Origin of the sequence: Flavobacterium sp. W1B (genome assembly GCF_047344965.1) — a bacterium.
Classification (GTDB): Bacteria; Bacteroidota; Bacteroidia; order Flavobacteriales; family Flavobacteriaceae; genus Flavobacterium.
Window position 1 is genome coordinate 464008 of the sequence record NZ_CP178845.1, and the last position, 12904, is coordinate 476911.

At 33.5% G+C, this 12904-nt stretch carries 13 protein-coding genes and 1 tRNA gene; 9 read left to right on the forward strand and 5 right to left on the reverse strand.

Annotation, left to right across the window (positions count from 1 at the left end; translation table 11 throughout):
• Nucleotides 1-21 precede the first annotated feature (21 nt).
• Complete coding sequence (locus ACMDB5_RS02105; RefSeq protein WP_230063126.1) at nucleotides 22-771, forward strand: MlaE family ABC transporter permease; 750 nt, start codon at nucleotides 22-24, stop codon at nucleotides 769-771.
• Nucleotides 768-1529, forward strand: a complete 762-nt coding sequence (locus ACMDB5_RS02110; protein WP_413999372.1) for an ABC transporter ATP-binding protein — start codon at nucleotides 768-770, stop codon at nucleotides 1527-1529. The genes ACMDB5_RS02105 and ACMDB5_RS02110 overlap by 4 nt, the downstream gene beginning before the upstream one ends.
• Before the next feature lie 27 nt (nucleotides 1530-1556).
• Here the strand turns inward: ACMDB5_RS02110 and ACMDB5_RS02115 are convergent, their stop codons facing one another.
• From ACMDB5_RS02115 to ACMDB5_RS02130, 4 genes are all read right to left on the reverse strand, one after another.
• Nucleotides 1557-2156: a SprT-like domain-containing protein gene (locus ACMDB5_RS02115; RefSeq protein WP_413999373.1), complete on the reverse strand. Its 600-nt coding sequence runs from the start codon at nucleotides 2154-2156 to the stop codon at nucleotides 1557-1559.
• A 27-nt stretch (nucleotides 2157-2183) separates the two neighbouring features.
• The gene (locus ACMDB5_RS02120; protein ID WP_413999374.1) at nucleotides 2184-2543 is read right to left on the reverse strand and encodes a four helix bundle protein; all 360 of its coding nucleotides are present in this window, start codon (nucleotides 2541-2543) and stop codon (nucleotides 2184-2186) included.
• Nucleotides 2544-2570: 27 nt separating this feature from the next.
• Nucleotides 2571-3248 (reverse strand): SDR family NAD(P)-dependent oxidoreductase, encoded by a 678-nt coding sequence (locus ACMDB5_RS02125; protein ID WP_413999375.1) that lies wholly within the window; start codon nucleotides 3246-3248, stop codon nucleotides 2571-2573.
• Between the two features lie 164 nt (nucleotides 3249-3412).
• Nucleotides 3413-4552, reverse strand: a complete 1140-nt coding sequence (locus ACMDB5_RS02130) for an acyl-CoA dehydrogenase family protein (RefSeq protein ID WP_413999376.1) — start codon at nucleotides 4550-4552, stop codon at nucleotides 3413-3415.
• A gap of 615 nt (nucleotides 4553-5167) precedes the next feature.
• On the opposite strand from ACMDB5_RS02130, the gene ACMDB5_RS02135 reads away from it, so the two are divergent.
• From ACMDB5_RS02135 to ACMDB5_RS02165, 7 genes are all read left to right on the forward strand, one after another.
• Nucleotides 5168-5749 carry a chalcone isomerase family protein gene (locus ACMDB5_RS02135; protein WP_413999377.1) on the forward strand — a complete coding sequence of 194 codons (582 nt, stop codon included), beginning with the start codon at nucleotides 5168-5170 and terminating at the stop codon, nucleotides 5747-5749.
• Between the two features lie 178 nt (nucleotides 5750-5927).
• Nucleotides 5928-7154: a Glu/Leu/Phe/Val dehydrogenase dimerization domain-containing protein gene (locus ACMDB5_RS02140; protein WP_413999378.1), complete on the forward strand. Its 1227-nt coding sequence runs from the start codon at nucleotides 5928-5930 to the stop codon at nucleotides 7152-7154.
• A gap of 209 nt (nucleotides 7155-7363) precedes the next feature.
• Nucleotides 7364-8068 (forward strand): MotA/TolQ/ExbB proton channel family protein, encoded by a 705-nt coding sequence (locus ACMDB5_RS02145; RefSeq protein WP_413999379.1) that lies wholly within the window; start codon nucleotides 7364-7366, stop codon nucleotides 8066-8068.
• 2 nt (nucleotides 8069-8070) lie between these two features.
• Nucleotides 8071-8463, forward strand: a complete 393-nt coding sequence (locus ACMDB5_RS02150) for an ExbD/TolR family protein (protein ID WP_413999380.1) — start codon at nucleotides 8071-8073, stop codon at nucleotides 8461-8463.
• A 31-nt stretch (nucleotides 8464-8494) separates the two neighbouring features.
• Nucleotides 8495-9292 (forward strand): energy transducer TonB, encoded by a 798-nt coding sequence (locus tag ACMDB5_RS02155; RefSeq protein ID WP_413999381.1) that lies wholly within the window; start codon nucleotides 8495-8497, stop codon nucleotides 9290-9292.
• 59 nt (nucleotides 9293-9351) lie between these two features.
• Nucleotides 9352-10572: a bifunctional folylpolyglutamate synthase/dihydrofolate synthase gene (locus ACMDB5_RS02160; protein WP_413999382.1), complete on the forward strand. Its 1221-nt coding sequence runs from the start codon at nucleotides 9352-9354 to the stop codon at nucleotides 10570-10572.
• Nucleotides 10573-10653: 81 nt separating this feature from the next.
• Nucleotides 10654-10731, forward strand: a tRNA-Val gene (locus ACMDB5_RS02165).
• 288 nt (nucleotides 10732-11019) lie between these two features.
• On the opposite strand, the gene ACMDB5_RS02170 is transcribed toward ACMDB5_RS02165, so the two are convergent.
• Nucleotides 11020-12717: a hypothetical protein gene (locus ACMDB5_RS02170; protein ID WP_413999383.1), complete on the reverse strand. Its 1698-nt coding sequence runs from the start codon at nucleotides 12715-12717 to the stop codon at nucleotides 11020-11022.
• Between the last annotated feature and the right edge of the window lie 187 nt (nucleotides 12718-12904).

The following is a 12904-nucleotide window of genomic DNA, read 5'->3' on the forward strand; positions in this document are numbered from 1 at the left end:
TTAGCCCATAATCACAAAACTATGATGCTCATTCGATATATAACGCAGATAGGAAGATACTTCTTGATGCTAAAAGAAATTTTCAACAAACAGACGAAATGGTCAGTGATGAAAAAACTAATATTCAAGGAAATTGATGATTTAATTATCGATTCTCTTGGTATTGTTTGCTTCATTTCATTCTTCGTTGGAGGAGTTGTTGCTATTCAAACTGCATTAAATCTTACCAATCCGTTAATTCCAAAATACCTTATTGGTTTTGCCACGCGACAATCAGTGATATTAGAATTTGCTCCGACTTTTATTTCTGTGATTATGGCAGGAAAAATGGGGTCATTCATCACCTCAAGCATCGGTACCATGCGAGTTACCGAGCAAATTGATGCCTTAGAAGTAATGGGAGTGAACTCATTGAATTATTTGGTATTCCCTAAAATAATTGCCTTATTACTGTATCCATTTGTAATTGGAATAAGTATGTTTCTAGGTGTTCTAGGTGGCTGGATGGCTGGTGTATATGGTGGTTTTACTTCAAGTGCCGAATTTATCAATGGTGCCCAAATGGAATTCATTCCATTTCATATTGTTTATGCTTTTATTAAAACATTAATATTCGCCATGTTACTTGCAACAATCCCTTCTTTTCATGGGTATTACATGAAAGGTGGTGCGCTAGAAGTGGGTAAAGCCAGTACAGTATCATTTGTTTGGACCTCAGTATCCATCATTCTTTTCAATTACATATTAACTCAGTTGTTACTAGGATCATGATAGAAGTAAAAAACGTAGAAAAATCATTTGGAGACAGCAAAATCCTTAAAGGTGTTTCAACCATTTTTGAAACTGGAAAAACCAATTTAATTATTGGACAAAGTGGTTCGGGTAAAACAGTTATGCTCAAAAGCCTTTTAGGCATTCATACCCCGGAATCTGGCACCATAGCTTTTGATGGCAGAATTTATTCTGAATTAGATCCCGATGAAAAGAGAGAACTCAGAACAGAAATCGGAATGGTCTTTCAAGGTAGCGCGCTATTCGACTCTATGACTGTAGCCGAAAACGTAGCTTTCCCTTTGAAAATGTTTACCAATGACAATAAATCTAAGGTTCAAGATCGAGTAGATTTTGTACTAAAAAGAGTAAATCTTATCGACGCGCATAAAAAATTACCTTCGGAGATTTCAGGAGGAATGCAAAAACGTGTGGCGATTGCCCGCGCCATTGTAAACAATCCAAAATATTTGTTTTGTGATGAACCCAATTCTGGATTAGACCCAAATACCGCAATATTGATCGATAATCTCATCAAAGAAATCACCGAAGAATACAATATTACCACTGTGATAAACACCCACGACATGAACTCGGTTATGGAAATTGGCGATAAGATCTTATTTCTAAAAAACGGCCTAAAAGCTTGGGAAGGAACCAAAGAAGAAATTTTTAGAACCGATAATGAAGCGGTCGTTGACTTTGTATATTCTTCTAATTTATTCAAAAAAGTAAGAGAAGCTTATTTGAAAGAGTAATATTTTTTTTAGCTTTTAATAAAAAATTTAGCTTGGTAACAACTCCACTTCAGCGTTAGGATTAAACAGATACATACGTCCCGAATTGATTTCGACACATTCGTATCTTTTTATTCGAAGTGCCCCTTTTTTGAAAATTTTGCCGTTCTGTATTCTAAAAACGCTATCATAAGGAATCTCAAAGATATAGTTTTTGTCATTTTTGGCATCAAATTGTTTCAAAGCCAATGCCAAAGTCGCATCGGTATCGCTACTTGCCGTAGGATTCTTAAAATGTCTTGCTAATAAAGGCAACAAATGACTAGGGAAAATCTCCGGTCGAATAAATGGAATCATCAGTCGCTGAAAAGAATATTTCCATTCGTTGCCATGCGGTTTGATGTTTCGACCGAATTTTTCAAAAGCAACAAGGTGGGAAATTTCATGAATCAGCGTAATCAAAAACTTATATTTATTCAGATTTGAATTAACTGTAATTTCATGTTTTCCGTTCAAACCTTTGCGGTAATCACCATGTCTAGTTTGTCTTTCGTTGACAATTTTAAGATGCACCTGATTAACAACAATCAGTTCAAAAACTGGTTTTACAGCATGCTCCGGTATATATCTTGCTAAGGTTTCGCTCAAAACAAATTTTGAATTATGAGTTATAGATTATGAGTTATGAGTTTTCTTAGAGCTGATGATTATACTTCGAATAATTTTCAAAACTTCGTTACTCTGTTCGTGCAATGATTTAAATTCATTTTCAGAAATGTATTCTGTTGCATTTAAAAGTTCTAACCAATACATTGTTTCATCACATTCTTTTTGAGCTATAGCTAATTTATGAATAAAATCTGGTTTACTTTGAGCATTTACAGCTTCGCGAACATTATCTCCAACAGAAGTTATGGAGCGTAAAAATTGTTTACTCATAATATACTCTTTCTTTTCAGCAACAATATATTTATAGAAGTTAACACCACTTACAGCCAAATCAAAACTCTTTGTTTTAACGATACTTTCACTCATAACTTATAGCTAATAATTTATAACTTTTTATGGATTCGTTGAAGAAACCTGCAACACTTTTCCGTTGAAATATTTATTGCCCGTCAAAGTAAAATTAAAAATATAATCGGCCATTTCACCGGCGGATATAGGTGCTTGATAACCCGGAAAAGCTTCCGCAAGCATTTCTGTTTGAACTGAGCCCAAAGCCAAAACATTAAAAGAAATTCCACGCTCTTTGTATTCTTCTGCCAATAATTCCATAAGCGTAATTACAGCTCCTTTGCTTGAACTATAAGCTGCAAGTCCTGCAAACTTAAGACTTCCTTGTATACCTCCCATAGAACTGATGGCAACTACATGACTCCCTTTTTGCAAATAAGGCAAAGCAATTCGTGTCAAATTTGCAACAGCAAAAACATTCACTTTATAAATATTTTCAAAATCTTCTTGTGTAGTTTCCGAAAATGGTTTCAACACTAAACTTCCGGCATTATGTACAATTGCATCTATTTGTTTCCAAGATTTAGAAAGAAAATCACTTACTTTAACTAGTTCCGATTCATTAGATAAATCAACCGAAAGACAAGTAATGTTTTCATTCCCTAACAAAGTTTGAGGGATTTTCCTTGAAATAGCCAAAACTTGATGTCCAGCTTTTGCAAATTGCAAGGCTAACTCATGCCCTATTCCCCTACTCGTTCCTGTGATAATAATATTTTTCATAAAGCAAAAATAAACAAAAGCCATAAAAAAAGACAATCAAAACCAAGGATTGTTTTTTGATTTACACAAAGAAGAATCAGGCACCTATATTTTTTGATTAAAACAAAAAAGTCCAATCTCAGATTTTGAGATTGGACTTTCAGTAAAACTATATTTTGTCTCTGTTATGAGATCAACGTTCTTGAAATTACGATACGTTGTATTTCAGAAGTTCCTTCATAAATCTGGGTTATTTTGGCATCACGCATCATACGCTCCACATGATATTCGGCAACATAGCCATTACCTCCGTGAATTTGAACTGCTTCAATTGTAGTATCCATAGCCGTTTGCGAAGCAAACAATTTTGCCATTGCTCCAGATTGAGAGATGTCCATTCCGGCATCTTTTTCAAAAGCCGCTTTAAAACACAACATTTTGGCAGCCATAATCTGAGTCGCCATATCAGCTAATTTGAACGCAATTGCCTGGTGTTTGAAAATTTCCTTTCCAAAAGCTTTACGCTCTTGAGAATATTTCAAAGCCAACTCATAAGCTCCGGTAGCAATACCTAAAGCTTGGGAAGCGATACCGATTCTTCCGCCGTTTAGCACAGCCATTGCAAAATTAAATCCAAATCCATCGGCTCCAATTCTATTTTCTTTTGGCACTTTCACATCCGAAAACATCAATGAATGAGTATCTGATCCGCGAATTCCCATTTTCTTTTCTTTTGGACCAATATCAAAACCTGCCCATCCTTTTTCAACGATAAATGCATTAATTCCTTTATGTCCTTTCTCGATATCCGTTTGCGCAATTACAATATAAGTAGATGCTGTAGCTCCGTTTGTAATCCAGTTCTTTGTACCATTTAACAAATAATGGTCTCCTTTGTCAATAGCGGTTGTTTTTTGGGAAGTAGCATCAGAACCAGCTTCTGGCTCCGACAAACAAAAAGCGCCTATAACATCTCCTTGGGCCAAAGGAACTAAATATTTCATTTTTTGCTCTTCATTACAATATTTTTCTAAACCGGCACAAACTAATGAATTATTAACAGACATTACTACCGCGGCCGAAGCATCTATTTTAGCAATCTCAGTCATCGCTAAAACATAAGAAACGCTATCTAACCCGGAACCGCCATATTTAGGATCAACCATCATTCCTAAAAACCCAAGTTCAGCCATTTTTTTTACTTGCTCTGTTGGAAATTTAGAATGCTCATCTCTTTCTATCACTCCCGGCAACAATTCATTTTGAGCAAAATCTCTAGCAGCCTGTTGTATCATCAACTGCTCTTCAGTTAGATTAAAATCCATATCTGTATTTATTATTTAAAATATTAAAATTCCAACTCTACAAATAAAAACAAAATTCCCCAAAAAACAATCTCTAAAGCGATTCCTTAAGATCTTTTCTGACAGTTTTATTTTTTCATTACAGCATTGATGATTGTCTTATGATATACAAATTAATTCCGTTTTTATTCAAAAAACGCTTCCAAAAATACTTTTTTTTTATGAAATCACCAATTTTGATCCAAAAATTTGATCAATAAAAAATCATCACTATATCGTTATCGATAATATGTCAGGAACTTCGCTCGACTGAAATAAATTGACACTCTTTCACCTTCGAATTATCAAGCTGAAATATTTTTTTAGAATTAAACATTTCAATAATAAAACAACTATTCCGTCGCTCATAAGCAGCTTATTCTTTACGAATCTTAACAAAAAAATCTAAATCAAAATGACAATTTGTCAATCAAATCAAGCTATTTTTACTTTTTACCCAACTAAATAACAAATCGAAAAACAAAATAGAAAAATTATTCTTACAAAATAAATTTATCAGGAAAACTAGGCTTCTTTGGCTATTAAATACACTAATTAAAACTAATTTTGCTACAAAATAATTCAATACACATTACCATGAAAAAAATCTTACTACTGCTTACTGTGCTTTTATCTGTCCAATTCTCTACTGTTACAGCACAATCTCAAATAGAAATAAACGGAATCACTGTTCCTAGAACAATCAACATCCAAAACAAAAACCTGACACTCAACGGAGTTGGAGGCAGATCTAAAATGTGGGTCGAAGTTTATGTTCAGGCCTTGTATTTATCACGTCTTTCGGAAGATCCTAACTACATCGTTGAAAGCGACACAGAAATGGCTGTAAGAATACATATTACTTCTTCATTAGTTTCATCAGGGAAACTGACGAGAAATTTCAATATTGGATTTGAAAAATCGGCTGGAACTAATCTAAACTCTTTAAGGCCTAAAATAGAAGCTTTCAAGAAAATGTTAAGCGATGAAATTGTAAAAGATGATGTTTACAATCTTTTTTACAACCCTATTGACACTTCGGTTTGGGTTTACAAAAATGATATATTGAAGGGTAAAATACCCGGAATTGATTTTAAAAAGGCATTATTTGGTATTTGGCTTTCTGACAAACCTGTCGATGAAACCCTTAAAAAGAACTTGCTAGGTATATACAAATAAATTATTTTTTAAAGAATCAGCTTACAAATCAACTGCAATGAGACAAATCCTATTGCAAATACATTGTTTAAGATAGCGATTAAAATTTAAAAACACCATCAAATGAAATAACATTCCAAATACACAATTCGCATCATACTAATTTTTATATTTGTCAAAATTAAATATATCGCAAAAAATGAAAGATTTATTAAAGAAATTCGAAAATAAAGAACCTGAAATCATTTTTAACTGGAAAGATTCCGAAACAGAAGCCGAAGGATGGACTGTCATCAACTCGCTTCGTGGCGGCGCTGCCGGTGGAGGAACAAGAATGAGAAAAGGATTAGATATGAATGAAGTTTTGTCTTTGGCAAAAACGATGGAAGTAAAATTTAGTGTTTCTGGACCAGCAATTGGTGGTGCTAAATCCGGTATTAATTTCGATCCGAACGATCCAAGAAAAAAAGGCGTACTACAACGTTGGTTTAAAGCCGTTTCACCTTTACTAAAAAGTTATTACGGAACAGGTGGCGATTTGAATGTAGATGAAATCCATGAAGTAATCCCAATGACGGAAGAATGTGGCGTTTGGCATCCGCAAGAAGGAGTCTTTAATGGTCATTTTAAACCTACCGAAGCAGATAAAATCAATCGAATTGGACAATTGCGTCAAGGAGTTATTAAAGTAATTGAAAACCCTAAATATTCTCCTGATGTTTACCGCAAATATACTGTTGCGGATATGATTACCGGTTTTGGTGTTGCTGAAGCCGTTCGTAATTATTACTCTATTTATGGAGGCGATGTAAAAGGAAAAAAAGCCATTATTCAAGGTTTTGGTAATGTTGGTTCGGCTGCTGCTTTCTATTTAGCCGAAATGGGTGCAAAAATAATCGGAATTATAGATAGAGACGGTGGGGTAATAAACGAAAACGGCTATACTTTTGAAGAAGTAAAAGCCTTATTCCTTGCCAAAGACGGAAACAAACTAGTTGCCGACAACATGATTCCTTTTGATGAAATCAATCAAAAAATATGGACAATCGGTGCCGAAATATTCACTCCTTGCGCAGCTTCACGATTGGTTACCCAATCTCAAATTGATAGCTTAATTGCCAATGGTCTGGAAGTAATTTCTTGTGGTGCCAATGTTCCTTTTGCGGACAAGGAAATTTTCTTTGGACCAATTATGGAGGATGTTGACAGCAAAGTAAGTTTGATCCCTGACTTTATCTCAAACTGCGGAATGGCGAGAGTTTTTGCTTATTTCATGGAAAAGAAAGTGCAAATAACAGATGAAGCTATTTTTCAAGATACTTCTGAAATCATAAAAAAAGCTATTCAAAAAGCACACGCTTTAAATAGTTCAAAAACAAATATTAGTGCTACTGCCTTTGAAATTGCTTTAAAACAGTTAGTATAATCTTTTCTATAATTACAAACATTTAGTTCGTTTGTAATTACATTTTATTAGTCAGTTTGATGCATCAAGTTTAGTACAGATGCATTAAACTGACTTTTTTTACAGCTCATAATTAGCACCTTAAGCAAATTCTTCTCATTGGTTATATTAATCTTAGAAAACAGCAATTTTTATAATATATTAGCGTTTTCATAATAAAGAAAATTTCTATGAGTCTATTGTTACAAGCAGACAGCCTAACTGTTGCAAAAGAAAGTTTAGTCGAAGCAGTCCCTGTTGAAAAAACTTTATCAATTATTGAATTATTAACTAGCGGAGGATTAGCAGGTCAGCTAATTATGATCTCTTTATTCCTGATGTTTTTCGTTGCTTTGTATCTTTATTTTGAACGACTGATGGCTATTAATGCCGCTTCAAAAATTGACCTGAATTTCATGGGACAAATTAGAGAAAACATCAGAAACGGACGTATTGATAATGCCAAAATAGCTTGCGCACACTCTAAATCTCCTGTTGCAAGACTAATTGAGAAGGGAATTTCGCGAATAGGAAAACCACTTGACGACATCAACACCGCTATTGAAAACGCCGGAAAATTAGAAATTTACAAACTAGAAAAAAATGTAAGTATGCTTGCTACTATTTCTGGAGCGGGTCCTATGACCGGTTTCTTAGGAACAGTTGTAGGTATGATTCAGGCATTTCATAAGATGGCCAGTTCTGGAGGACAAATAGAAGTTGGCGCACTTTCTGAAGGTATTTATACAGCAATGACAACTACTGTTGTTGGTTTAGTAGTAGGAATTATTGCTTATGTTGGCTACAATCACTTGGTAGTAAAAACAGATAAGATTGTTCATCAAATGGAAGCCAATGCAGTTGACTTTTTAGACTTATTAAACGACCCTGCATAATCATGAATTTAAGAGGAAGAAATAAAGTTAGCGCCGAATTCAATATGTCATCAATGACAGATATTGTTTTCTTATTGCTTATATTCTTTATGCTGACATCTACAATGGTAACTACAAATGCATTGGATCTAGTCTTACCAAAAGCAAAAGGAAAAACAGACAGCAATAAGAATATAACAGTAAGCATCAATAAAAAATTAGAATTCTTTATTGACAAAGATCCCGTTTCAGAAACCGAATTGGAATCAAAATTATTATCCTTGTTTTCTGCAGACAAAACTAAAGCTATTGTTTTAAGAGCAGAAGAAGGAGTACCAATTGAAAAAGCAGTCAATGTTTTGGACATTGCAAACAGAAACCAAATCAAGGTTGTTTTGGCGGTAAGGCCTAAATAATTTTAGCTGCCTTAAAAAAGATTTATTCTACATGAAATACTTAGAAACAAAAGAAGAAAAAAAATCATTTACAATCACATCAATTATTTTTGTGATTCTATTTATTTTGTTCTTTTATTTAGGATTAACTTCTTTGGATCCGCCTCCTGAAAATGGAATAGCCATAAACTTTGGAACAACAGAGTTTGGATCGGGAAACATCCAGCCTACAGAAGCAATACAATCAGCTCCCAAAGCAACAGCGGCAAAACAAGCAACCTCAGCGGATGAGGAGATTCTCTCTCAGGACATTGAGGAAGCGGTTGTAATGAAACAAACCAACAAAACACAACCAACAAAAGAAACCGCAAAAGAAGAAGTCAAACCAAAACCAAAAGAAAACCCACAACCTTCAAAAAGCACCTCTGATGCTTTATCCAGCCTAATAAATGGCCCTAAATCTGATGGGAAAGCACAAGGCGGCGAAGGCAATGATAATGTAGCAGGAGACAAAGGAAGCCTAAACGGTAACCCTTATGCAAACAGCTATTACGGTTCAGGAAGTGGAAGCAGCAACGGAAGTGGCTGGGGATTAAACGGAAGAAGCATTAGTTCTAGAGGAAAAGAAGTTCAAAAATGCAATGAATTTGGAACTGTTGTTGTGCAAATTACAGTAAATAGAAATGGCAATGTTGTTGCCGCCAAATATACCAAAGGAACAACAAATACCAATCCGTGTTTGGTAGAACCTGCATTGGCAACAGCCCGAAAATACAAATGGCAACCAGACCCAAAAGCTCCGGAAACCCAAATCGGCTTTATAACCGTTAATTTTAAATTAGGCGAATAATCATAACTATAAATAATAAAAACTCAAGTATCTTTGAGTTTTTATTATTTATAGACCTCATGAATTACCAAGAAACAACGGCATGGATGTTTAACCAACTTCCGATGTACCAGCTCCAAGGAGCCTCTGCTTATAAAAAAGACTTGACAAACACTCATTTATTGATCAATCATCTTGGCAATCCACACACAAATTTAAAATGCATTCATGTTGCTGGCACAAATGGAAAAGGCTCAACCTCTCACATGCTAGCCTCCATACTTCAAGAAGCCGGATACAAAGTAGGACTATATACTTCGCCGCATTTAAAAGATTACAGAGAACGCATCAAAATTAACGGAACCGAAATTGCCGAAGATTTCGTTTGTGATTTTATCAATTCGAATAAAGTTTTTTTTGAATCAAATGATATTAGTTTTTTCGAAATGAGCGTTGGACTTGCCTTTGCTTATTTTGCTAAAGAAAAGGTAGACATCGCTATTATCGAAGTTGGAATGGGCGGAAGACTAGACGCCACTAATATAATCACGCCCTTGGTATCTGTTATCACAAATATCGGATTAGACCACACCCAATTTTTAGGAAACAACCTTGAATCAGTTGCCTTTGAAAAAGCAGGAATTATCAAACCCGGAATTCCCGTTGTTATTGGCGAATATACTCCGGAAACACAGCCCGTCTTTTTGGCTAAAGCCAAAGAAAACAATTCAAAAATCTATTTTGCTTCTGATATAATTTCAAATGTATATCCTTCAGATTTGATTGGTGATTACCAAATACACAATAAAAAAACAGTTTTACAAACTATTGCAATTTTAAACGAAGGAAAAGAATACGAAATCAAGCCCGAAAACATCCAATCCGGTTTATTAAATGTTGTAAAAAACACAGGTCTTCAAGGCAGATGGCAACAATTAGGAGAATCCCCAAAAGTCATTTGCGACACCGCACACAACAAAGAGGGCTTGAAAATTGTACTAAATCAAATACAAAACGAAAAATTTGACACTTTGCACATTGTTTTAGGTGTGGTAAACGACAAAGACTTGGACGAGATCTTACCTTTATTCCCCAAAAAAGCAATTTATTATTTTTGCAAACCAAATATTCCTCGCGGACTGGATGCTCAAATTCTAAAGCAAAAAGCAGCTTCTTTTAAGCTAAACGGAGAAGTATACAATTCTGTTTCAGAAGCTTACAATAAGGCGATTCATAACGCTTCAAAAACCGATTTTATATACATTGGGGGAAGTACATTTGTAGTAGCAGAAATTTTATAATTTTTTTTATTTTTTGCTTGCATATCCCGAAAACAGGCGTATATTTGCACTCGCAATAACGCAAGACATTGCAACCCGAAAGGGCGATTAGCTCAGCTGGTTCAGAGCACCTCGTTTACACCGAGGGGGTCGGGGGTTCGAACCCCTCATCGCCCACCAAAAAACTCCTTAAAAATTAAGGAGTTTTTTTATTTCTTTATTTTTCTTTCAAAATAAAAATGAATTAATAAAAGTTTGGGACTAAGCAACTCGTCTAACTATACTTTTTTGAGAATCTTTTTCTTTCTATTTTCATATAATTCATCCTTACGGTTTTCATACACTACTTATAAACCATCCATGCACTATGTCTCATGTTTGGAGTACAGATTATTAAATAAATCCTAATATAGTTATACACTGTGTCTCGTAATTCATTTTTAAAGTTAAATCATACTAGTTTAGCTACTATCTCAACTCTATGATTTCAAATAGTAAATCATATTTATCTCCTAACTTTTTCTTCAATCGCTGTTTGTTTTTTTTGATGGCATCAACAGTAACTCCTAGTAAACTAGCCATTTCCTGATTAGTAAAATCTAATTTTTGGAGCATTATTATTTTAAGATTAGATTCTTTTAGCTCCGGGAAACTTCCTATTAAAGATTCATAAAAAGGAGTATGCAGTTTTTTAAACTCACGTTTAAAAGCATTCCAGTTTTCATCGGTCATTAGATGAGAGTCTAATATTTCCTGAAGTTTGTCTTTTTCTTCTTCCTTTAAATGTTTTAAAGCGGAATTTTTACTTTCATCAAGTTCCGCTTTTAAAATAGATATTTGTTTGTTTTTATTTCGAAGATATTCAATGTAAGTACTTAAATCAAAATTAGCATCTTTAAGCTTTTTCTCAAAAATTATCCTGTCATTTTCATATTCCATTACTCTTAATTTTTTTATTTTTAATCTTTTTCGTGAAGATATATAAATAAAAAGACTCAATAATATGGCAAACACTACAATTAAAATGTAGATGTTTTTCATTTTTTCTTCATGCTGTAATTCTAATTGATTTTTTTTAGCCTCATTTTCATATTTCATTTTTTGAATCAGCCAGTTGGATCTTCGCAACACGGTCTTACCATTTGTTTTAAGCAGGGTATCTTCTATTAAATTTAATTGACGCCTGAGTATTAACTCTTCATTTGGATTTTGATTATTTAAGATATGCAGTTTTAATTCAATTATTTCTTTTAATGAGCTTTTGTAATATGGCTTAGAATTTGCAATTCTTTCTGCTCTTTCTAAAATTATCTTTGCTTCATTTACTGCCTTGGATTTTAAAAGAATTTTTGCCAATATAATAGAAGCAAACATTTCGTTTTTATATTCTTTAAACTTTTGTGAATAATAGATATCTTTTTTTAAGAGACTAATTGCTTCTTTAATATTTCCTTTGTTTTCATATACCAATGCTTTGTCACCAAGGATTTTTGCGTACCGAATACTGTCACCAATTTTTAAGGAGATGGCTTCCGATTTATTAAAGTAGTACATCGCATTTGATAAATCTTTACGATTGAAATAACAATTACCAATTGCATTTAAAACACTAGCTGATTCTGATGACACTTTCTTGGAGTATTGTAATGATTTTTTTAAGAAATAAATTGCAGAATTATCTTCAACTGTAAACATCATCCAGCCGAAAAATTTGAAAGTCTCCTCTGGCAAAATAATTTCTGAAGCATCAACTTTCTTCGTATTTTCAATAGTTTTAAGGGCAATTGGAATTAGTTTATCTATCTCACAATAAAAATACAGGTATTTCGAATAATTCAATTGTGTCCAGACAAGGAGTGAAGGATCGTTTAGTTTTTGTGCTTCTTGAATTGATTTTAAATAATAATAATTACTTCTATTATTTATCTTATCAAAAAAATTAGAATAGCCGTTTGCTAATAAAGCATCATATAAAACGTGAAATCTTTTACTTGATGACTGCTTTAAAAATGCCAAATGTTTTTTTAATTCTAAAGTATCTTTTTTAGAATTGTTTTCATTAGTAATAATTGTAGCTATCTTTTTATTTGAATCTGTAACAGAAACTTGTAGATTTTGCGAATGTAGCTTTGTCAAAAAAATAAAGCTAATCATCATAAAAAACAAGCTGTTTTTTTTTGCAAGAGAAGTCATTTGGAGGGGCTTATTAAGTTGCTAAAATAAAAAAATAAAGTATTTCATTTTAATTTTTTATTATAAAAAAACAACAGGGTAACTAAAAACAATACGATAAATAAAAATGTCTTCTTTTTGTCCACCCCCATAAATAGGATAAAAATGATCACATCCCTAC

What these genes read in the sequence shown, in the direction of transcription:
- ACMDB5_RS02120 (WP_413999374.1), bottom strand. Translation starts at nt 2,543, where the DNA reads ATGAGTGAAAGTATCGTTAAAACAAAGAGTTTTGATTTGGCTGTAAGT.
- ACMDB5_RS02155 (WP_413999381.1), top strand. Translation starts at nt 8,495, where the DNA reads ATGAAATACTTAGAAACAAAAGAAGAAAAAAAATCATTTACAATCACA.
- ACMDB5_RS02135 (WP_413999377.1), top strand. Translation starts at nt 5,168, where the DNA reads ATGAAAAAAATCTTACTACTGCTTACTGTGCTTTTATCTGTCCAATTC.
- ACMDB5_RS02110 (WP_413999372.1), top strand. Translation starts at nt 768, where the DNA reads ATGATAGAAGTAAAAAACGTAGAAAAATCATTTGGAGACAGCAAAATC.
- ACMDB5_RS02125 (WP_413999375.1), bottom strand. Translation starts at nt 3,248, where the DNA reads ATGAAAAATATTATTATCACAGGAACGAGTAGGGGAATAGGGCATGAG.
- ACMDB5_RS02150 (WP_413999380.1), top strand. Translation starts at nt 8,071, where the DNA reads ATGAATTTAAGAGGAAGAAATAAAGTTAGCGCCGAATTCAATATGTCA.
- ACMDB5_RS02105 (WP_230063126.1), top strand. Translation starts at nt 22, where the DNA reads ATGATGCTCATTCGATATATAACGCAGATAGGAAGATACTTCTTGATG.
- ACMDB5_RS02160 (WP_413999382.1), top strand. Translation starts at nt 9,352, where the DNA reads ATGAATTACCAAGAAACAACGGCATGGATGTTTAACCAACTTCCGATG.
- ACMDB5_RS02130 (WP_413999376.1), bottom strand. Translation starts at nt 4,552, where the DNA reads ATGGATTTTAATCTAACTGAAGAGCAGTTGATGATACAACAGGCTGCT.
- ACMDB5_RS02140 (WP_413999378.1), top strand. Translation starts at nt 5,928, where the DNA reads ATGAAAGATTTATTAAAGAAATTCGAAAATAAAGAACCTGAAATCATT.
- ACMDB5_RS02145 (WP_413999379.1), top strand. Translation starts at nt 7,364, where the DNA reads ATGAGTCTATTGTTACAAGCAGACAGCCTAACTGTTGCAAAAGAAAGT.